This window comes from Pseudomonas sp. S3(2024) (assembly GCF_036861315.1).
Taxonomy (GTDB): Bacteria; Pseudomonadota; Gammaproteobacteria; order Pseudomonadales; family Pseudomonadaceae; genus Aquipseudomonas; species Aquipseudomonas putida_A.
Genome location: NZ_JAZAQQ010000005.1, coordinates 69,891 through 89,727 on the forward strand (window position 1 = coordinate 69,891; position 19,837 = coordinate 89,727).

At 60.7% G+C, this 19,837-nt stretch carries 24 protein-coding genes; 11 read left to right on the plus strand and 13 right to left on the minus strand.

Annotated elements, in window-relative coordinates; genetic code table 11:
- Window positions 1-113: 113 nt before the first annotated feature.
- Together VLA07_RS14410 and VLA07_RS14415 are read left to right on the plus strand one after the other, a co-directional pair.
- Window positions 114-710, plus strand: a complete 597-nt coding sequence (locus VLA07_RS14410; RefSeq protein WP_003225887.1) for a paraquat-inducible protein A — start codon at window positions 114-116, stop codon at window positions 708-710.
- Complete coding sequence (locus VLA07_RS14415) at window positions 707-1,396, plus strand: paraquat-inducible protein A (RefSeq protein ID WP_333989521.1); 690 nt, start codon at window positions 707-709, stop codon at window positions 1,394-1,396. The genes VLA07_RS14410 and VLA07_RS14415 overlap by 4 nt, the downstream gene beginning before the upstream one ends.
- On the opposite strand, the gene ydiJ is transcribed toward VLA07_RS14415, so the two are convergent.
- Window positions 1,329-4,355: a D-2-hydroxyglutarate dehydrogenase YdiJ gene (ydiJ, locus tag VLA07_RS14420; RefSeq protein ID WP_333989522.1), complete on the minus strand. Its 3,027-nt coding sequence runs from the start codon at window positions 4,353-4,355 to the stop codon at window positions 1,329-1,331. The genes VLA07_RS14415 and ydiJ overlap by 68 nt on opposite strands.
- 159 nt (window positions 4,356-4,514) lie before the next feature.
- Between ydiJ and VLA07_RS14425 the strand changes: the two genes are divergently transcribed.
- Window positions 4,515-5,399, plus strand: coding sequence for a LysR substrate-binding domain-containing protein (locus VLA07_RS14425; RefSeq protein ID WP_285373798.1), 885 nt, complete (start codon window positions 4,515-4,517; stop codon window positions 5,397-5,399).
- A 140-nt stretch (window positions 5,400-5,539) separates the two neighbouring features.
- Here VLA07_RS14425 and VLA07_RS14430 read toward each other — a convergent pair whose 3' ends face one another.
- Together VLA07_RS14430 and VLA07_RS14435 are read right to left on the minus strand one after the other, a co-directional pair.
- Window positions 5,540-6,145 (minus strand): DUF6338 family protein, encoded by a 606-nt coding sequence (locus VLA07_RS14430; RefSeq protein WP_183780526.1) that lies wholly within the window; start codon window positions 6,143-6,145, stop codon window positions 5,540-5,542.
- 184 nt (window positions 6,146-6,329) lie between these two features.
- Window positions 6,330-6,665 carry a hypothetical protein gene (locus VLA07_RS14435; RefSeq protein ID WP_003225912.1) on the minus strand — a complete coding sequence of 112 codons (336 nt, stop codon included), beginning with the start codon at window positions 6,663-6,665 and terminating at the stop codon, window positions 6,330-6,332.
- A 185-nt stretch (window positions 6,666-6,850) separates the two neighbouring features.
- On the opposite strand from VLA07_RS14435, the gene VLA07_RS14440 reads away from it, so the two are divergent.
- Window positions 6,851-7,090 carry a hypothetical protein gene (locus VLA07_RS14440; RefSeq protein ID WP_027612987.1) on the plus strand — a complete coding sequence of 80 codons (240 nt, stop codon included), beginning with the start codon at window positions 6,851-6,853 and terminating at the stop codon, window positions 7,088-7,090.
- A 62-nt stretch (window positions 7,091-7,152) separates the two neighbouring features.
- On the opposite strand, the gene VLA07_RS14445 is transcribed toward VLA07_RS14440, so the two are convergent.
- On the minus strand, window positions 7,153-7,350 hold the full coding sequence (locus VLA07_RS14445) for a DUF2188 domain-containing protein (protein ID WP_247268948.1): 198 nt from the start codon (window positions 7,348-7,350) through the stop codon (window positions 7,153-7,155).
- A gap of 222 nt (window positions 7,351-7,572) precedes the next feature.
- Between VLA07_RS14445 and VLA07_RS14450 the strand changes: the two genes are divergently transcribed.
- Entirely contained in the window at window positions 7,573-7,935 is a 363-nt protein-coding gene (locus VLA07_RS14450) for an NUDIX hydrolase (RefSeq protein ID WP_096796396.1), read from the plus strand.
- Window positions 7,936-7,939: 4 nt separating this feature from the next.
- Here the strand turns inward: VLA07_RS14450 and VLA07_RS14455 are convergent, their stop codons facing one another.
- The 3 genes from VLA07_RS14455 to VLA07_RS14465 form a co-directional block, all read right to left on the minus strand.
- Window positions 7,940-8,182, minus strand: a complete 243-nt coding sequence (locus VLA07_RS14455; RefSeq protein WP_097090319.1) for a DUF1652 domain-containing protein — start codon at window positions 8,180-8,182, stop codon at window positions 7,940-7,942.
- Between the two features lie 109 nt (window positions 8,183-8,291).
- Window positions 8,292-9,191 carry a polysaccharide deacetylase family protein gene (locus VLA07_RS14460; protein ID WP_247268947.1) on the minus strand — a complete coding sequence of 300 codons (900 nt, stop codon included), beginning with the start codon at window positions 9,189-9,191 and terminating at the stop codon, window positions 8,292-8,294.
- A gap of 131 nt (window positions 9,192-9,322) precedes the next feature.
- Window positions 9,323-10,270, minus strand: a complete 948-nt coding sequence (locus tag VLA07_RS14465) for an ABC transporter substrate-binding protein (RefSeq protein ID WP_027612983.1) — start codon at window positions 10,268-10,270, stop codon at window positions 9,323-9,325.
- Between the two features lie 293 nt (window positions 10,271-10,563).
- On the opposite strand from VLA07_RS14465, the gene VLA07_RS14470 reads away from it, so the two are divergent.
- The 4 genes from VLA07_RS14470 to VLA07_RS14485 all read left to right on the plus strand — a co-directional run bounded on the left by VLA07_RS14470 (window position 10,564) and on the right by VLA07_RS14485 (window position 13,736).
- Window positions 10,564-11,550, plus strand: coding sequence for an aliphatic sulfonate ABC transporter substrate-binding protein (locus VLA07_RS14470; RefSeq protein WP_333989523.1), 987 nt, complete (start codon window positions 10,564-10,566; stop codon window positions 11,548-11,550).
- A gap of 60 nt (window positions 11,551-11,610) precedes the next feature.
- A complete protein-coding gene (locus VLA07_RS14475; protein ID WP_333989524.1) occupies window positions 11,611-12,456 on the plus strand; it encodes an ABC transporter permease in 846 nt (281 codons plus the stop codon).
- A 48-nt stretch (window positions 12,457-12,504) separates the two neighbouring features.
- Window positions 12,505-13,185 (plus strand): SOS response-associated peptidase, encoded by a 681-nt coding sequence (locus VLA07_RS14480; RefSeq protein ID WP_333989525.1) that lies wholly within the window; start codon window positions 12,505-12,507, stop codon window positions 13,183-13,185.
- 278 nt (window positions 13,186-13,463) lie between these two features.
- The gene (locus tag VLA07_RS14485; protein ID WP_097090314.1) at window positions 13,464-13,736 is read left to right on the plus strand and encodes a hypothetical protein; all 273 of its coding nucleotides are present in this window, start codon (window positions 13,464-13,466) and stop codon (window positions 13,734-13,736) included.
- A 40-nt stretch (window positions 13,737-13,776) separates the two neighbouring features.
- Here the strand turns inward: VLA07_RS14485 and VLA07_RS14490 are convergent, their stop codons facing one another.
- From VLA07_RS14490 to VLA07_RS14500, 3 genes are all read right to left on the minus strand, one after another.
- Window positions 13,777-13,920, minus strand: a complete 144-nt coding sequence (locus VLA07_RS14490; RefSeq protein ID WP_178085259.1) for a hypothetical protein — start codon at window positions 13,918-13,920, stop codon at window positions 13,777-13,779.
- A 62-nt stretch (window positions 13,921-13,982) separates the two neighbouring features.
- Window positions 13,983-14,294, minus strand: a complete 312-nt coding sequence (locus VLA07_RS14495) for an AzlD domain-containing protein (RefSeq protein WP_166497451.1) — start codon at window positions 14,292-14,294, stop codon at window positions 13,983-13,985.
- Window positions 14,294-14,992 (minus strand): AzlC family ABC transporter permease, encoded by a 699-nt coding sequence (locus VLA07_RS14500; RefSeq protein ID WP_183780536.1) that lies wholly within the window; start codon window positions 14,990-14,992, stop codon window positions 14,294-14,296. Before VLA07_RS14500 ends, VLA07_RS14495 begins: the two co-directional genes overlap by 1 nt.
- 152 nt (window positions 14,993-15,144) lie before the next feature.
- Between VLA07_RS14500 and VLA07_RS14505 the strand changes: the two genes are divergently transcribed.
- Window positions 15,145-15,531: a DUF2784 domain-containing protein gene (locus VLA07_RS14505; protein WP_027612976.1), complete on the plus strand. Its 387-nt coding sequence runs from the start codon at window positions 15,145-15,147 to the stop codon at window positions 15,529-15,531.
- Here the strand turns inward: VLA07_RS14505 and VLA07_RS14510 are convergent.
- Entirely contained in the window at window positions 15,528-16,055 is a 528-nt protein-coding gene (locus VLA07_RS14510) for a DUF3087 domain-containing protein (RefSeq protein ID WP_097090313.1), read from the minus strand. The genes VLA07_RS14505 and VLA07_RS14510 overlap by 4 nt on opposite strands.
- 221 nt (window positions 16,056-16,276) lie before the next feature.
- Here VLA07_RS14510 and ppnN point away from each other — a divergent pair, with 221 nt between their 5' ends.
- Entirely contained in the window at window positions 16,277-17,650 is a 1,374-nt protein-coding gene (ppnN, locus tag VLA07_RS14515; RefSeq protein WP_333989526.1) for a nucleotide 5'-monophosphate nucleosidase PpnN, read from the plus strand.
- A 190-nt stretch (window positions 17,651-17,840) separates the two neighbouring features.
- Here ppnN and VLA07_RS14525 read toward each other — a convergent pair whose 3' ends face one another.
- Together VLA07_RS14525 and VLA07_RS14530 are read right to left on the minus strand one after the other, a co-directional pair.
- Window positions 17,841-19,235, minus strand: coding sequence for an FAD/NAD(P)-binding protein (locus tag VLA07_RS14525; protein ID WP_333989527.1), 1,395 nt, complete (start codon window positions 19,233-19,235; stop codon window positions 17,841-17,843).
- Complete coding sequence (locus VLA07_RS14530; RefSeq protein ID WP_103368869.1) at window positions 19,236-19,799, minus strand: helix-turn-helix domain-containing protein; 564 nt, start codon at window positions 19,797-19,799, stop codon at window positions 19,236-19,238. It lies immediately after the preceding gene.
- Window positions 19,800-19,837: the final 38 nt, after the last annotated feature.

A 19,837-nucleotide genomic window follows, 5' to 3' on the forward strand; every position in this document is an offset into this window, starting at 1 on the left:
TCTATAACATTAAAATGTCGATTCCCAACCCAAACGACATTTGCCCAATCACGTCAGGCTTCTATAGTGATCAGGCGCCCCCTGCGCTTTGCGCCTGCTGTCGAGCGTTGCCCATGACCTCAACCGAACACTTGATCATCTGCGAGCATTGCGACTGCGTGTACGAAAAGGTCGTGCTCGGCAAACACCAGAAAACCCTCTGCGTGCGGTGCGGCGGCGTGCTGCAGCGCTACAACGGTTTGACCGTCGAGCAGCGGCTGGCCCTGAGTTTCACTGCGGCGATGCTGTGGCTGTTCGCCAATTTCTACCCGGTGATGAGCATCAGCATGAAGGGCCTGAAAAACAGCGCGACGCTGTGGGATTCGGTGCTGGCGCTGAGTCAGGGGCCGATCACCTTCATGGCGATGGTCGCGGCGATTTCGATCATCATCGCCCCGGCGTTTCAACTGGTGCTGTTGATCTGGGTGCTGAGTTTCGCCTTGTCATCGCGCCGGGCGCCGGGCTTCAAGCTGTGCATGCGCTGGCTGGAAACCCTGCGTCCGTGGAGCATGCTCGAAGTGTGTCTGCTGGGGGCGATGGTGGCGGTATTCAAACTGGCCGGGCTGCTCGATGTGCTGCCGGGTATCGGCCTGTTCGCTTTGGCGGTGCTGAGCCTGATGATGATCCGCATTGCCGGCCGCGACATTCGTGACCTGTGGGACATTCTATGAAGCGACCCGCGACCGCCAGCGAACTGAATCTGTGCCTGTGCCACAGCTGCGGGCTGGCCTGTGACATGACCGACGAGCCGCACGAGTGCCCGCGCTGCGATGCGCCGCTGCATCGGCGCAAGACCAACTCCCTGACGCGCACCTGGGCCTATCTGTTCGCCGCGTTGGCGTTTTACGTGCCGGCCAATCTACTGCCGGTGATGAACACGGTGATGCTCGGCAACGGCGCCGACAGCACGATCATGAGCGGCGTGCTGGAGTTCTGGGAGGGCGGCGCGTGGGACATCGCACTGATCATTTTCATCGCCAGCATCGCGGTGCCGGGGATCAAATTCGTCGCCCTGTCGCTGCTGCTGATCACCGTGCAGCGGGGCAGCGACTGGGCGCGCCGTGAGCGTTCGAAGCTGTACCGTTTCGTCGAGCTGATCGGCTACTGGTCGATGCTCGACGTGCTGGTGGTCGCACTGGTCGCGGCGCTGGTGAAGTTCCAGGCGCTGGGCGATATCGAACCACGCCCGGGCATCCTGTTTTTCGGCATGGTGGTGGTGTTCACCATGCTCTCGGCGATGAGTTTCGACCCACGGCTGATCTGGGACAATGCCGCGGACGACGAACCGCTCAGCGACGCACCACCTCAAGCAGCACCTGCAACGGATGGCGCAGCGCCCGATCCGACTGGCGCTTGACCTGACTGCGGCATGAGTAACCGGTGGCCAGCGCTTCGCCCTGCTCCGCCGGCGCCTCAACCTGCCGCGCCCACGATTGCTCGTAGATCACCGCCGAGGTTTCGCGGTTGCGCGCTTCATGGCCATAGGTGCCGGACATGCCGCAGCAGCCGGTGGCCTGCGTCGCCAGTTTCAGCCCGACTCGCTCGAACACTTGTTCCCACTGGCGAGTGGCGGCCGGCGCGTTGGTTTTCTCGGTGCAGTGTGCCAGCAGACGGAATGACCGGGCCGCATCGGCAGTAGCCTGCTCCGGCATCACCTTGAGCAGCCATTCCTGCACCAGCGCGACTTCCGGGCAGTGGTCCATGCCGGGCACTTTCAGGTATTCCTGGCGGTAGACCAGCGTCATCGCCGGATCCAGCCCCAGCAGCGGCACGCCAACGTCCGCCAGCTCGCGCAGTTGCTGCGCATTGCGCAACGCCGCTCGGTTGAACGCTGACAGGAAACCCTGCACATGCAGCGGCTTGCCATTGGCACTGAACGGTGCCAGATACACCTGATAGCCAAGTCGTGAAATCAACTCCAGCAGATCCGCCAGCAGCGGCGCTTCGAAGTAACGGGTGAAGGCATCCTGCACCAACACCACACTGCGCTCGCGCTGGGCCGGGGTCAGCGCCGACAGCGTGGAAACCGTCGCCGGCTGCACCTTCCAGCGGCGCAGCGCAGCGTGGAAATCAAAGCGACTGAGCAACGGCACATCGACCATGCCGCCAAGACGCTCCAACTGTTTGCGCACAAAGGTTGCGCCCATCAAACCGTTGTACAGCACCGGAATCCGCGCCATGTACGGAATGCTGTACTCCAGCGAGGCAATCAGATAATCCCGCGCCGGGCGCAGATAACGGCTGTGATACAGCTCAAGGAAACTCGAACGGAATTCCGGCACGTTGACCTTGACCGGGCACTGTCCCGCGCAGGATTTGCACGCCAGGCAACCGGCCATGGCGTCATACACCTCATGGGAAAAGTCTGCATCCTGCGCGCGGCTGTTGCGCCAGCGTGTCCACAGGTTGCGGAAAAATGCCGGACGACGGATCGCCTCCGACAGCACATCCACCCCTGCCTCGCCCTGCAAACGCAGCCATTCGCGGATCAGCGATGCGCGACCCTTGGGCGATTGCGCACGCTCGCGGGTGGCTTTCCACGATGGGCACATGGCGTCGTCGGGATCGAAGTTGTAGCAGGCGCCGTTGCCGTTGCAATGCATGGCTGCGCCGTAGCTCTGCCAGACCTTTTCGTCGATTTGCCGGTCGAGTTCGCCGCGCAGGGTCACTTCGTCGATTTTCAGCAACGCCGCACCGGTATTGGCCGGGGTGGCGATCTTGCCCGGGTTGAACTGGTTGAACGGGTCGAACGCGGCTTTCAACGCTTGCAACGCCGGGTACAGCTCACCGAAAAATGCCGGCGCGTATTCCGAGCGCAGACCTTTGCCGTGTTCGCCCCACAACAGGCCGCCGTAGCGCTGGGTCAGCGCCGCGACACCGTCGGACACCGGGCGCACCAGCGCCGCTTGCTGCGGATCCTTCATGTCGAGAATCGGACGTACGTGCAGCACCCCGGCATCAACGTGGCCGAACATGCCGTACTGCAAACCGTGGCTGTCGAGCAGATCGCGCAGTTCGGCGATGTACTCGGCCAGGTGCTGCGGCGGCACTGCGGTGTCTTCGACAAACGGCTGCGGCCGCGCTTCGCCGGCAACGTTGCCGAGCAGGCCGACTGCGCGTTTGCGCATGCCATAAACCTTGTTCACCGCCGCCTGACCGACCGCCAGGGTATGGCCGAGGCGTTCGACGGTGGTGTCGCTGCTCAAGTGTTCGAGGAAGGCTTCGACCCGGCGCTGCAGATCCTCGGGATCGTCACCGCAGAACTCCACCAGGTTGATCCCCAGTGTCGGGCGCTCGGCGCTTTCCGGGAAGTATTCGGCGACGCCGTGCCAGACGATGTCCTGCATCGCCAGCAGCAACACCTTGGAATCCACGGTTTCAATCGACAGCGGCTTGAGCGCCATCAGCGCCCGGGCATCGCGCAACGCATCCATGAACCCGGCGTAGCGAATGTTCACCAGCATCGTGTGTTTGGGGATCGGCAGCACGTTGAGCTTTGCCTCGACCACAAAGCCGAGTGAGCCCTCGGCGCCGCACAACACGCTGTTGAGGTTGAAACGATTGTCGGCCTCGCGCAGGTGCGCCAGGTCGTAGCCGGTCAGGCAGCGGTTGAGATCGGGGAAGCGCTGTTTGATCAGCTCGCCCTGCTCGTCAATGATCTGCCGTGCACAGCGATAGACTTCACCGACCCGATCTTCACGGGCGCACAGCGCTGTCAGGTCTTCTTCCGCCAGCGCTGCGCCGTGCAGGCGTTCGCCGCCACGCAGCACCATGTCGAGTTCCAGCACATGGTCGCGGGTCTTGCCGTAGGTGCAACTGCCCTGGCCGCTGGCGTCGGTGTTGATCATGCCGCCGACGGTGGCGCGGTTGGAGGTCGACAGCTCCGGGGCGAAAAACAGCCCGGCGGACTTCAGTGCGGCGTTGAGCTGATCCTTGACCACCCCGGCCTGCACCCGCACCCAGCGCTGCTCGACGTTGACTTCCAGAATACGGTTCATGTGCCGCGACAGGTCGACGACGATGCCATCGGTCAGCGACTGGCCGTTGGTGCCGGTGCCACCGCCACGTGGAGTGATCACCACTTGCTGATAGGCCGGTTCGGCAATCAGCCGCGCGACCCGCGCCACGTCCTCGGCATCCTTCGGAAACACTGCCGCTTGCGGCAGGCGCTGGTAGATCGAGTTGTCGGTGGCGAGCACCACGCGACTGGCGTAATCGGCACTGATCTCGCCACGAAAACCACTGGCTTTCAGGGCTTTGAGGAACTTCTGGTAATCGGCGGTCAATGCAGTGGCGGGCGACAGCTGGGCAATCATCGGTCGGGAAATCTCGGTCAAAATCGGGCAGTGTGGCGGTGAACAGTTGTGCGCAATGAATGATTGCGTCACGCTCCCGCCATCTCATGGTGCTTATGTTCATTGCTTGGTGCTATCGAGACAAACGTAAAATCGACCCGTAATCCATGACTAAAACGAATGAATCCGCGAACCCTCACCCCTTCCATGTCGTTGTTGCTGGCCTTTGAGGCTGCCGCACGCCATGAAAGCTACACCCGCGCTGCCCACGAACTGTCGCTGACGCAAAGCGCGGTCAGCCGTCAGGTGCAGATTCTGGAAAAGATGCTCGGCATGCGCCTGTTCAGTCGCGAGGGCCGGCAAGTGGTGCTGACCGATGTCGGGCGCATGTATCAGCGCGAACTGGCCGAAGCCCTCGGGCAGATCCGCAGCGCGACGTTGCAGGCCATGGCGTTCGGTTCCGGCATTCATAGTTTGCGTCTGGCGACGCTGCCGACCTTCGGCTCGAAATGGCTGCTGCCGCGACTCAAGGACTTCTACACCGCACATCCCGGCATGACCGTGCACTTGCATTCACGCATCGAAGCGATCGACTTCGACACCAGCGAAATCGATGCGGCGATCTGTGTCGGTGCGGGGGATTGGCCGGGGCTGAGCGCCCTGCCCCTGCACACTGAAGAACTGGTGGTGATTGCCAGTGCGCAGTTGTCGTTGGCCGAACGCGATGATGCGGAACAGCACATCGCCGGGCAGCTACTGCTCAATGTCAGCAGCAATGCCCAGGCCTGGGCGGAATGGTTCACGCATCATGGTTTGCCCCACCGCAGCATGCGCATCGGGCCGAGCTTTGAAATGACTTCGCACCTGATTCAGGCGGTCCGGGCGAATATTGGCGTGGGGCTGGTGCCACGGATTCTGGTGGAGGATGAATTGCTTAACGGCGAGCTGCAGCAACTGGGGGAGCCGATCACCAGCCGGCGCAGCTACTACCTGGTGTATCCGCCGCGTAATGAGGCGTCGCCGTCACTGAAAGCGTTCAGGGATTGGCTGGTACGATCGTTATGACAGATCGTCTCGCCCGAGCAACGTTCACCGCTTGGGAGGTGGTGGAGCGCTAGGACCACGGGCAGTTTGCGGCGAGTTCCTGTCGTTCGAGCCAAGGTAGCGTGCCACATCTGGCGGCATGGGTCTCGGTGCTTCGGCGGTCATGGCTGGCTCTCTTTTATGGTGGTGAATTCAACCCACTGAACTTTCGACGAATCTATCACCAACAGGTCGGCGTCAAAAGGCTTGGCAACGCCATCGTCACCCAACCATTTCGGGCTCTGCATCACAAACTGTCCATTCGCAGGTTCGGCAGGCCATTCACAAGGCCAGCCAAACAGGCGCCTTTCGTCGTTCAAATGCAGCGTAATGAGCCGATCGTGGCGTGCAAAGGTGCTGTACCACTGGCTGGGAAATGACGTTTTTCTGGTTACATTTCGAAACCGTAACCAAGCATGCAACTTGTCATTTGAAGCGAGATTGCAGGAAAGAAATCCGAGCGTCACTGACACAAAGAACGCCCATATTGTCTGCGCCTTGCCATCCCATATTCCTACAGAAAATCCCTTCGTCCCCACCCATAGACAGATTGCACCTATCCCCAATACAGCCCCATGAATCACAAACGTAAAGATCAACGCCTGCACAATCTGCCCAAACGTATCAGGCCGTTTGAACGCGGTGAGCGTGTAAAAAATCCAGGTAGAAACAAATCCGGGAATCAGATACTGCAACAACGGAATAACTTCTTTGACCAGATCATCCATGATCCGTGGCTCCTTGAAAGGCATGCCCCTCCGGTTACCGGGCGGCACTCAAAAGCCTAGCGCACACTGGGGATACGCCTCGTGCCGATCTGTCACAGCGCATTTCGCAAAGCAAAAAAAAGCAGAAACCATTGATCCGGTTTCTGCTTTTTGTGGGGCTGGCTTTTGCAGCGGAGGTTGGGCTTTACAGGCAGTCACGCACCGATTTGCGCAACGACCCGGACTTGGCCCATGGCGGTCCCTGATACAGGGAAACGCGACTGCCGTCCTTGTATTTGATGATGTCGAGAATCTCGTCGGCGGTGACGAGGCTCGGCGCCTTGATCCGGTAGCCGTTGGAAATGGACGTCTGCGTGGTCTTCGGAATGTCCTGCTGCCACAACGGCAACAAGCACGCGGCATAGTCTTTAGGCGCTTTGGTGGTGGTTTTGCTGAGATTTGGCTCGCCCGGAACCAGCGATGCTGGCAATGAGCAACCCGCCAGCAATGCCAACGCCAAACTCCCGATCCATATCCGCATGGTGTTTCCCTGATCTGAAAAAAAGCGAATGTAACGTGTAACCGGTTGTACATCCATCCCGACGCCCCGCTACAAGGGCATTTGGACAAATATTTACATGCATGCAGCCCGGTGGCAGACGAGCTGCGCATCATGGAAGAAAAATGCGACTACTCTGTTCTACCGAGAATGTTCCGGAGGTGATCATGCGGCTCAATGAATACGAACACGAACTTCAGCGCGACCTGCAAGCCGTTGCATCGGATCTGAGATGGTCGGCGGTCGACCTCAAACGCATCGCCGAACAACTGCGCAAGAGCGGCAATGAAGCGGATGCCCAGGCGGTACTCAGGTCCTGCGAGGTGCTGCAAAGTGATGAAGAACGCTTGCAGCTGTATGCCAGGGAAGTGAAAACGCGCTCCATCAGCCGGACCAAGGTCCACTGATACCACCCCCTGCCCTCAACAAGAGCCCCGGTAATCACCGGGGCTCTTTCGTTACATTTGCTTCAACTTGCAGTGTGACTTCGCGCTCGCACCGAGCGTTTTCTGTAACCCGGCAACGCAGCGGCATAGGCCAGCGCTTCCTCTCTGCTACCGAACGACGCAAGCCGATCGCCTTGAGTACAAACCCGCCACGGGCCGTTGTTCACGCTGAGTACGTCGTAGCCGTTCATGTGCATTTTGCTCAAGACCGGAATGCTCATGGGTACCTCCTTTTTGCCGACGGTGGAGTCAGCTCTGCCTTTTTAACTTACACCCGGATGCCGCAGTTGTGCCGACCGGGTGTCGCCATCGCGATGCGCCAAGGCTCTGGCACTTTCAGCCAGGCCAAACACTCAAAACCCCAAGGGAACCTTTGAATCCGGGCCCGGCTCGAATATTGCAGTTTTATTTCATTTATGTGACACGCAGTAAACAGGTAACAGATGAAAGTACGCGCCACCGTTATTTGCGAGCAGGATCGACACGTTCTCCTGGTGCGCAAACCCCGCTGCCGTTGGACATTGCCCGGCGGCAAGGTCGAGCCTGGGGAAACCAAAGCCGGGGCGGCGACGCGCGAGCTGCAGGAAGAAACGGCACTGGATGCCGAGCAGATGTTGTATCTGATGGAACTGCACAGCGGCAGCACCCAGCATCATGTCTACGAGGCGTCGGTGCTCGATCTTGAGCAGTTGCGCCCGCAAAACGAGATCACCGAATGTATCTGGCATCCGCTGGACGCGGTGCAGAATCTACCCACCAGCGAGGCGACGTTACGTATCGTGCAGGCGTTTCAACGGCGCTTGTAAGGTATCACCCGGCGAATGCCCGGCGCCCGGCGCTCATTTCCGTGCGCAACTCACCAATGAAGTTGGACAGATCGCGGATCGTCACCAGATGTTCCGGCGACACACCATTGAGCAACAACTCGACTCGCCCGGACTCAGGCTCATACACCTTGATCCGCAGCAGCCCCTGCTCCACTTGTGTGCATTCGCATTCAAGCGACGGAAAGCCGGATTCGACGATCCGGCAGATGTCGGCAATGGCTAACATGGGCGCACGCCTCGCAGGCGATGAGTCGGTCGACCGATTCAGCATAGATGAGCGATCAATAATCTGCCGCCCAAGCAAGTGCCAACCCGATCACATTTCCATCGCGGCCTCAGTGCGCGTCATGATCCCAGATCCAGTTCCACATCCCCGGCAACTGCACCGGCTGCGAACTCTGCTGAACCGTGCGCGCCAGCGCCGCTTTCTGCAGCGCCGCGTGATCATCGTAGAACGGTTTGTCCGCCAGTTTCACGCCAGTGGCGGCGGCACTATCGAGCAGGATCTGCAGGTATTCGCGGGTGTGCCGCGCGGTGTAGCGGTTGAGGTCATGAAAGGTCACCACCACTGGAATCACCCCGTCCACAGTCGGAAATTCGCCGAGGGCAATGCGCTCGCGGACTTCCGATAGCTGGCGCAGCATATTCGCCCGACGTCGGGGACTGGCGTTGAAGCCCCAGATCTTGCCGTCATTGGCGCTCAAATCGGTCAACAACACGTGCAAGCCATGCTGCTGATACGCGGCGAAGGTGCGCTTGTCGTAATTCCAGAATGGCGGGCGCAGCAGGATCGGTGCTGCTCCGGTGATCGCGGCGATATCCGCCGTGCCGTTGCGCAACGACTGCTCCAGTTCTTGCGGATCGAGCGAGCGATGATTGGTGTGCCAATGGGTGGCGGTGTGGAATCCGAGGATGTGCCCTTCGGCGTGCTCGCGCCGCATGATGCCGCGACCAATGTCACTGTTACCGGCGCGAGGCGCGCGGGTCTGGACGAAGAACACCGCTTTGATGTCCGGTTGCACCGGGTTGACCTTGAGGCTATCGAGCACGGTCGCCGAAGGGTTCCAGAAACTCGAGGCGCTGGGGCCATCATCGAAGGTCAGCAGAAAACGCACCGGGGCCTGGGCCTTGAGCCGGGTTTCGGTTTGCGCGGTCATTTCGATCGGCGCGGCAATGCAGCCGGCCAGCCCAAGCGCGATGGCCGCTGCACAGAGAAGATTGAACGCGTATTTCATGTTTTGCCTTGCGCCTGGCCGTTGCGGCCCTGTTGTCGACTGGCAAAACTCCCTCGCCCTGATCCATCCCTGCGCCCGGCTTCGCGAGCCAGATTTGGATAGGGTACACAGGCTTTGGTTCCGGCGCTCGCTCAGTCAGCCAGAGCCTGTTGAAACGAGGTATCGATGACCCCGGCGGTGGCCAGCGGCGCCGGCAGTGCCTTGACCTTGAACAGGAAGTCCGCGGTGCCTTGCAGGTCGACCGCCGCCTGCTGATCCACCGGCCCGACAGTCATGTGCGCCTGACGCAACCAGTGCCGTGAAACCTGCTGATCGAGATTGGCTTTCTTCGCCCACAGGTCCGCGTATTCGTCAGTGTGGCTGTCGACCCAGGCCCGCGCCTGTTTCAAACGCCCGAGAAAATCGGCGATCGCTGCGCGTTTGCTGTCGATCGAAGGCGCCGACGCGGCAATCGCGCTGAGTCCCGGCATCAGGTTTTTCGCGGTGAGAATCGGCCGCGCACCGGAGAACACGATTTGCTGGGAGATGTACGGTTCCCACACCGGGAACGCGTCGATGCTGCCCTGTGGCAATGCCGCTGCCGCATCAATCGGCATCAACTTGACGAAGTCGACGTAATTTTCCGGCAGACCGCCCTGCTCCAGGGCGCGCAAGGTCAGCTGCTGGCTCCAGGCGCCGGGCCAGTAGGCGACTTTCTTGCCCTTCAGATCAGCGATGGTTTTCACCGGCGAATCTTTCGGCACCAGCAAGGCGATAGTGTCCGGGTTCTGCCGCGACACACCGATCAGTTTCACCGGCGCCTGTTTGGCGGCGAGAAACAGAAAACCCGAATCGCCAAGAAATCCCAGATCCAGCGAGCCGGTCTGCAACGCCTCGGCCAGTGGCGCGGCGGCCTGGAAGTGCTTCCAGTCGACGCTGTAAGGCGCGTCTTTCAACACGCCGGAGGCTTCGACCGAAGCGCGGATGTTGTAGTAATTCTGGTCTCCGACGTGCAGGACCAACGGCTCGGCGGCGTGGGCAAGCGGTGCGGTGAATAATGCGGTCATCAGTGTGCTGCGGAGCAAACGAGAGAGCTTCATGGGGAGGTCCTGCGACGGGATTTTGCATAGACCATAACGCTGTTGATAAACCGATTTTAAATTCGATTAAGGCATAAGCTCAGCGCTCGGAATGCTCACTGTCCGCTGCGCAACAGTGCCTTGCCACAATGTTTCCCATGCAACAGTTGAAAGGCGCTAAAACCGGGGAAAACCCCGTAAACATGGGTCGAAACGCACATGGCACAGAGCCTGCAATATTCCATTCATGCAGGACGCAGCCGATAAAAATATATTTTTGGACATAACAACCAGTGCCTTTGCCGGAGCGCCCCATGACATCGTTCTTACCGTTTACCCGCCTCAAAACGCTGCTGGTCGCCAGCGCCATGGCATTGAGCCTGCAACCGCTGGCCGAAGCCGCCGAAGCGCCGCCTGCGGAAGTCCATCTGGATTACGCTTACTACTCACCCGTGAGTCTGGTGCTCAAACATTTCGGTTTTCTCGAAAAGGCCCTGCCACAGTCCAAAATCAGTTGGGTGCTGAGCCAGGGCAGTAACCGTTCGCTGGAATACCTGAACAGCGGTGGCGTCGATTTCGCCTCCAGCGCCAGCCTCGCTGCAGTGCTGAGCCGGGCCAACGGCAGCCCGATCAAGTCGGTATACGTTTACAGCCGTGCCGAATGGACCGCGCTGGTAGTGCGCAAGGATTCGCCGTACCAGAGCGTCGCCGACCTCAAGGGCAAGAAAATCGCCGCCACCAAAGGCACCGATCCGTACCTGTTCACCCTGCGCAGCCTGCAACAGGCCGGGTTGAAGAAAGACGACGTGGAACTGGTGCACCTGCAACATCCGGACGGGCGCACCGCGCTGGAAAAAGGCGATGTCGACGCCTGGGCCGGACTCGATCCGCACATGGCCGCCAGCCAGGTGCAGGCCGGTTCGCGTTTGCTGTATCGCAACCCGGCATTCAACAGCTACGGCGTGGTCAGCGTCACCGAGCAGTACGCCAAGGAACATCCGCAAACCATCGACACGGTGATCAAAGCCTACGAGCAGGCGCGCGAATGGGCGCTGAAAAATCCCGAAGAGTTCGCCGCGTTGCTGGCCAAGGAGTCCGGTCTGCCGCTGGACGTGGCCAAACTGCAGCTGTCGCGCACCGATCTGAGCAGCCCGCAACTGACCGCCAACGACGTGCAGGCATCCAAGGCTGCGGCACCGATTCTGGTGTCTGAAGAACTGGTGAGGCGTGGGGTGAATGTCGATCAAGTCATCGATCAGTTGCTCGACAATGGTGTGCAGCAAGCCGTCGCCCGCCAGTAACCGACCAGACTCACCGCCCATCCCTGTCTGAAGCGGATGAGCGGTGAGCGGAGCCCCCGCATGACCATTCGCAGTAATGAATTGCCCGCGCCTCCCCGGAGTTTGTCGCGGCCTCGTCCCTCAACCCTCAATCCGACATGGCGACGGCGCCTGAAAGGTCTGGCCCTGCCACTGCTGATCGTGGTCGCCCTGGAGTTCATCGTGCGTCTCGGCTGGCTGCCGTCCTATCAAATGCCGGCGCCCAGCGAGATCGCCCTGACCCTCACCGACCTCGCCGAAGGCGCGCTGTGGAAACACATCGGCGCCAGCCTGCTGCGGGTGTTGCTCGGTTTTGCGATTGGCGCCAGCCTCGCGCTGGTATTCGCCGCCTGGGTCGGTTTGAGCCGCGAGGCCGAGGCTTATCTGGAGCCGACGTTCGCCGCGCTGCGTTCGATTCCGAGTCTGGCCTGGGTGCCGCTGTTGCTGTTGTGGCTGGGCATCGATGAAACCTCGAAGATCGTGCTGATCGCCATCGGCGCGTTTTTTCCGGTGTACGTCAACGTGGTCGCGGCGATTCGCAACATCGATCGCAAACTGGTCGAGGTCGGACGTATCTATGGCTTCAGCCGCTGGCAACTGGTGCGGCGGATTCTGCTGCCCGCCGCCCTGCCCGGCCTGTTCACCGGACTGCGCAGCGGCATGAGTCTGGCGTGGATGTTTCTGGTGGCCGCCGAGCTGATCGCCGCGACCAAGGGCCTCGGTTATCTGCTCAGCGACGGCCGCGAAACCTCGCGGCCGGACATCGTGCTGGCGGCGATCATCGTGCTCGCCTTGCTCGGCAAACTCAGCGACGGTTTGCTCGCGGTGCTGGAACGCCGCTGGCTGATCTGGCGCGACACCTTCACCGGTCAGGAGGCGCAGGATTGATTGGCCAGAGCCAACTATGCTGAAAGCGTCCACCCAGAGATTCGGCGCATGTGCGGAAGACTCTCGCAGTACCGCGGCATTCACGACTTTGTCGCGGTGCTGAGCATTCCCGATGCGCTGATCAATCACGTCGGCGACGCTGCGCTGGAGCGATACAACGCGGCGCCGACCACGTCACTCGCGGTGCTCCATCAACATGATCAACGCCTGTATGCCGACAACCTGCGCTGGGGCTGGCGCCCGCACTGGGCCAAAGACCGCGCGGCGCCAATCAACGCGCGCGTGGAGAAAGTCGCCCACGGGCCGTTCTTCCGGGCGATCTGGCGTCATCGGCTGATCGTGCCCATCGACAACTGGTTCGAATGGGTCGACGGCCCGGATAAAACCCGACAACCGTGGCTGATCCGTCGTGCCGATCACGGGCCGCTTTTCTGTGCCGCCATCGGACAATTTCCGACACCCGGCAGCGATGGCCGGGAAGACGATGGATTCGTGATCATCACCGCCGACAGCGTCGGCGGCCTGCTCGATATCCATGATCGAAGACCCGTGATATTTCGCGCTGACATGGCTGCCGAGTGGCTCGACAGCGCCACGCCTGTTGAACGCGCCGAACAGATGCTGCTGTTTGAAGGCGAACCCAGTGATGCCTTCGCCTGGCACAAGGTTGGCAAAGCCGTCGGCAATTCACGCAATCAGGGTGCCGGACTGATTGACGAAGTGGCTTAAAGATCCGTGATCTCACGCGTTTACCCTGTAGGAGCTGCCGCAGGTGATAACAGGTGACACTCGATCTTTACAGTGAGTGTTTCATCGCTGAGACAGCCCGGAAAAAACAGTCGTTTGAGCGAACCAACCGCCTGTCTGACATTTCAACCGTCATACATACATTTACATGCACTACGGATAGCATGCGCGCCGCATTTCCATTTGGCATACCAGTTGACCAAAGAGTCAGCAAAACCAGGAATCCCCTACAACTTTAACAAGCCTTGCAGAGAACTAAGTTGCGCGACGATTTTGCAATCAAACAGGCCAACGGCCTGGAGTGTATTTATCTGTCCATGACAGAACGCTTTCAACTCGACTGTTTTATCGGCCACTACATCAAGACCCGAAACCTGCGTTCAGTGCCGGACATCGAACGCATCCTGCGCACCACGCTCGAAAGCTATCCCGGTCACCCGCCGGTGATGGTCAACGAGCTCAACGCATGGATCGACAAGACTCTGGGCTATCGGGCGTCACACCCGGACTTCCCGCACCTGGAAGACCTCTGAAAAAAAGAAGCCCCGCTGCTGCGGGGCTTCTTGCATGTTGTCAGAGTTTCACGTCAGGCCCGGTGAGTTCCTTGCCATCGTCGTGCTTCCACGTCTGTTCCTTGCGTTTCTCACGCTCGATTTCTTCTTCGCTGGGCTCGTCTACTTCTTCGTCTTCATCAGGACGCTTTTGCTCGGTCGTCATGTGCACCTCGCCTTGTCGAAAATAGTCATCCAACAAGCGTAGAACAGTTTTTTCCCGGCAACTTACAACCACCAGCGCAGCAAAAAGAAAAACGCCATGCTCAAGAGCATGCTGAGCAAGGTATTGCGGGTGTACAGCACCAGCCCGATCGCTACGAGCGAACTCAGTAAATACGGATTATCCCACTGCAGATTCAACTGTTTGTCCGGCATGAACACGATCGGCCCGCAGATCGCCGTGAGCATTCCCGGTACGGCAAAGCCGAGAAACTGCCGAGCATTACTGCTCAAACGCAGCGGCAGGCGCGGTTCGAGAAACACGTAACGGTTGAGGAACACCAGAATCCCCATGCCGAAAATCACTGCCCAGACCATCATGCGCGCCCCCGATACAGCTTGTTGCAGACAAATCCTGCGGTCATCCCGGCCAGGCCCGACAACACCAGTGCCGAGCCCCACTGCCAATAACTGAACAGCACCGAGCAGAACAGCGACACCGCCACGCACACCACGGTCGGCACGTTACGCACCACCGGGGTGATCAATGCGATGAAAGTGGCGGCAATCGAGAAATCCAGCCCCAAGTGCTCAAGCCCCGGAATGCTGCTGCCCAAGACGATGCCGGCCAGGGTGAACAGGTTCCAGGCGATATAGAACGTCAGGCCGACGCCCAAGGCGTACCAGCGATTGAACTGCTGACGGTCATGCTGGCTGGTCAGGGCGAACAGTTCATCGGTGAGCAAAAAGCCCAGGCCGATGCGCCAGCGCCCGGGCAGCGGCGAGATTACAGAGCGCATGCTCATCCCATATAACAGGTGCTGCGAGGTCAGCAGCAGCGTGGTCAGCAGGATCGAGAAAATCCCGGCACCCCCCTTGAGCATACCGATCGCCACCAGTTGCGCGGCCCCTGCAAACACGATGCTCGACAGGCCCTGCCCCTGTAACGGCGTGAGATTGGCTTCGATCGCCATGGAGCCGGCCAGCAGCCCCCACGGCGCCGTCGCCAGTGATAACGGCATGATCGCCGCAGCGCCGCGAAGAAACGCACGGCGCGGCATAAGTGAGTCAGACATAACGCTCTTCAACCGAGGAAACGGTCGCAGACTCTGCCAGCAAGTGCCCCTTCGTGGCTTGAACAATCTTGCGCACTTGCGCTAAATCGCAGCGCCCCAGCGTCGCTGTCGGCGTACCATGGAGGCCTTCACAACCACGTCAGGGAGACGACATGCTGTACCGAATCGCAGCCGACGGGCTGGTGCTGTTCCATCTGTCATTCATTCTGTTTGTGCTGTTCGGCGGGCTGCTGGTGCTCAAGTGGCCACGCCTGATGTGGCTGCATCTGCCGGCCGCTGCATGGGGCGTGGCGGTCGAGGTGTTGCACCTGACCTGTCCGTTGACCTACTGGGAAAACCTGATGCGCCACGCCGCCGGGCAGACCGAATACGCCGGCGGCTTCATCGAGCACTACATCTGGCCGATCATCTACCCCGCAGGTCTGACGCCACAGATCCAGTTGGCGCTGGGCAGCGTGGTGCTGGTGATCAACCTGCTGGTCTACGGGCGTCTGGCCCGTGCGTGGAAACTGCGCCGCGCCAGCCGTATTCCGTTTTAACGCGCGGCGGGTTTCAAGGTTTGCAGCCAGGCTGGATCCAGGCGCTTCTGGTCGATCTCCAGACCCAGTGCCTGCATCCGCTCCTTGTGCGCTTCGACTTCCCGGCGCAACTGCGCATGATCGCTGGAGTTACCGTCCAGTTCGTGCATCTGGGTCAGTCCCAGATGATAGAAGCGCAAGACCTTCATCGCGGTCGGATCATTCTGTTCCACCGCTGCGGTCACCTGATGCATCACGTTGGTCACGCTCATCAGACTGCGTTTGAGCCGCCAGCTGTAGACCGCCGGTGCCATCCACGGCTGCTGCCAGAACTGCCCGCGCAGCAGCGCCGCCGTCAGCAGAAACGCGACGAACACCCCGCCGACATTGAACCGCAGGTTATCCCCGCCAGGCTCGCCGAACAGCGCCACCGCCGCCGTCGAAAGCACCATCGCCAGCACCAGGAACAGCACGGCAATGATCAACGTGCTGCGGCGCGTCTGCTGGCGAAACGTTGCTGGGTCCATCGGCTGGATCTCGAACATCAGGCATGACTTCCTTGAGCGATAAAAGGGCAACGGAAAAAACTCGCTGCGCATTATCGCCTCTCTCGGGGATTTAGCTATGCTGGGGGCCCTTTTCATCTTTTCAGCGTCCAACGGGGACATGGCGGTACAGCGCAGATCGTGCCATCTTCATTCATGGATACACACTATTCGGATGCCATTTGTTTTCAGTGGAATGACATCGTTTTAAGGATCATTGCATGACCCAACGACACGTAATCAACGCCTCGGTCAGCCCGAAAGGCAGCCTGGAAACCCTTTCTCAACGTGAAGTTCAGCAACTGAGCGAAGCCGGATCCGGCAGCACCTACACCCTCTTCCGCCAGTGCGCCCTGGCCATCCTCAATACCGGCGCGCATGTCGACAACGCCAAGACCATCCTCGAAGCCTACAAGGACTTCGAAATCCGCATTCACCAGCAGGATCGCGGCGTGCGCCTCGAACTGCTGAACGCCCCGGCCGACGCGTTCGTCGACGGCGAAATGATCGCCAGCACCCGCGAGATGCTGTTCAGCGCCCTGCGTGACATCGTCTACACCGAAAACGAACTCGACAGCCAACGCATCGACCTCAGCACCTCGCAAGGCATCAGCGACTACGTGTTCCACCTGCTGCGCAACGCGCGCACCCTGCGTCCGGGTGTGGAACCGAAAATCGTCGTGTGCTGGGGCGGTCACTCGATCAACACTGAAGAATACAAATACACCAAGAAAGTCGGCCACGAACTGGGCCTGCGCAGCCTCGACATCTGCACCGGTTGCGGCCCCGGCGTGATGAAAGGCCCGATGAAGGGCGCGACCATCGCCCACGCCAAGCAGCGCATCCACGGTGGGCGCTACCTCGGCCTGACCGAGCCGGGGATCATCGCCGCTGAAGCGCCGAACCCGATCGTCAACGAACTGGTGATCCTGCCGGACATCGAAAAACGTCTGGAAGCGTTCGTGCGTGTCGGCCACGGCATCATCATCTTCCCGGGCGGCGCCGGCACCGCCGAAGAGTTCCTGTACCTGCTGGGCATCCTGATGCACCCGGACAACGCCGGCCTGCCGTTCCCGGTGATCCTGACCGGGCCGAAACATGCCGCGCCGTATCTGGAGCAACTCGATGCGTTCGTCTCCGCCACCCTCGGCGATGCGGCGAAGCAGCACTACGAGATCATCATCGACGACCCGGCCGAAGTCGCGCGGCAGATGACCGCCGGCCTCAAAGCGGTGAAGCAGTTCCGCCGCGAGCGCAACGACGCGTTCCACTTCAACTGGCTGCTGAAGATCGACGAAAGCTTCCAGCGTCCGTTCGATCCGACCCACGAAAACATGGCCAACCTCAAGCTGCACCGCGACCAGCCGCCCCACGAACTGGCGGCCAACCTGCGCCGCGCGTTCTCCGGGATCGTCGCCGGCAACGTCAAGGACAAGGGCATCCGCCTGATCGAAGAGCACGGGCCGTACCAGATCCGTGGTGACGCGGCGATCATGCAACCGCTCGATGCGCTGCTCAAAGCCTTCGTCGCCCAGCACCGGATGAAACTGCCGGGCGGCGCGGCGTATGTGCCGTGCTATCGCGTGGTGGCGTAACTCTCCCGGCCCCCCAATGTGGGAGCGGGCTTGCTCGCGAAAGCGGTGTGTCAGGCAACATTGATGTTGACTGAAACGACCTCTTCGCGAGCAAGCCCGCTCCCACAGGTTCTGGTGTGTGGCGCAGAGGGTATTGCCAAGCGGAGTCCCCTTTGGGAGCGAGCCTGATCGCGAAAGACCACCCTCAACCTTATCCCGCCAATCGCGCCGCCAACGCCTTGGCCTGCAACGCCACATCCGTCACCGCCGTACTCTCCCACCACATCCCTCGCAACGGAGGGCCCATGGCGAACAGCCGGTTCGCTACCTGCCCGTGTTCGTTCAGCACCGCACCATCAATCGCAGCCGCGATCCCCAACGCCAACGGCCCCGACCGCACCAGTCCGCGCGCCAACAACTGCTGCGGCAATGGCCGCGCGACCCGACGCCAGTCATATTCAATGCCGCTGGAATTAATCAGCGCTGCGCCATGAATTAAGCAGGTTTCAGCATCACCACGGCGACGAATGCGAATGCTCACGCCGCCCTCCGCGCAAGGCTCTAACCCTTTGAACGACGCTGCCTGAATCCGCAACCGCCCTTCGCCCTGCAACCGCTCGACCAATTGGGCACTCAGCGGCGGCGACCGGTGATGATGACTCTCCCACCACGGCCGCACATGGCGTACGAATTGTCGACGCTGCACGTCAGTCGCCTGACTCCACAGCCGTCCGATATGGGCCCGCACCGTGTCCAGCGGCGCCTGCCAGTCGATGCCCTGAGCGATCGCCTCGCGGCAATGCCTGCGCAGCTCGCGCAACAACTGTCGAGGTGTGCGAATGCTCTGATCTTCGGCAAGAAAATCCACCCACGCCGGCGGTTGCCGACGCACATGGGGCAACAGTCCGTGACGGGAAAACACTTCGATCGGCCCGCGATGCCCGGCCTGCTCCAGTGAAACCACGGCATCGACCATGGTCAGGCCGGAGCCGATGATCAGCACAGTCGACTGCGGATCGAGCTGACGCATGGCGGCGACATCCCACGGATCAAGCGCTGCGGCGTTCAGGCCGCTGGACTCCTTCTGCGGCGTGCGCGCGGCGGGGAACATGCCCGTGGCGAGCACGGCGTAGGCACCGCGCAGAGTCTGCCCATTGCTCAAACTCAGTTGCACCGAATCGGCCTCGCTTTGCAGATCGACGACTTCGGCGCAGATGTGCTCGACCGTCGAACCGTGCTGCGCACCAACGACCCGCGCTTCGGCCAGACGCTGCTGTACATACACGCCAAACAATCCGCGTGGCGGGAACAGCTCACTGATCGGCACATTCTGCTCGGCAGATTCCGGCCAGCCACCGGCAGCGATGTGCGCGGTCAGCCATTGAGTCAGGTCATCGGGGTTATCGGGGTCGACACTCATGCGCGCCGCATTGCCGTTGAGCGTGTGGCCCAGTTCGACGGCGCTGTAAGCTTCACCGCGACCGAGTTCGGCGCGCGGTTCGATGATCAGGATCCGACGCTGGCCGGGCAGTCGCAGCAACTGCACGGCCAGCATCGTGCCGCTGAGGCCACCGCCGATGATCAGGATGTCTGCGTTCTGACTCATTCAAATCACCACATTGCGCACAAAGCGCACCGCCACCGGCCCGTCATTGCGATAGCCATGGGGCTGGTTGCTGGCAAACATGAAAAACTCGCCGCTCGCAATGGTATTGGTCACATCACCCACCGTTAGCGTCAGGCAACCTTCGAACACATAAATCTGCTCGCTCCAGCCATCGGCGTCGGGTTGCGACGGATAGACCTCGCCCGGTTGCAGACACCATTCCCACTGTTCGACTTCACGGGTGGCGGTGGCCTTGGACAAAAGCACCGCTTTGCTCCCGGGAATCACCCCGGCCCACGCCACCTCGTTGATGCGGCTGGTATCGCGTGCGTCTGGGGCCTGGATCAGGTCGCTGAAGGCCACGTCGAGCGCTTCGGCAACGCGATCGAGGGTGGTCAGGCTGACATTCTTTTCCCCGGCCTCGATCGCCACCAGCATGCGCCGACTGACGCCGGACTTTTCCGCCAGCGCGGTCTGGCTCATGTCGGCAGCGTGGCGCAGGCGCCGGACGTTGTGACTGACGTGTTGCAGGACGGACGCCCGTTGGCTGGAATCTTTGTGCACTATATTGCTCACTCGGTGGGGTTGGGCAGTATACTGCG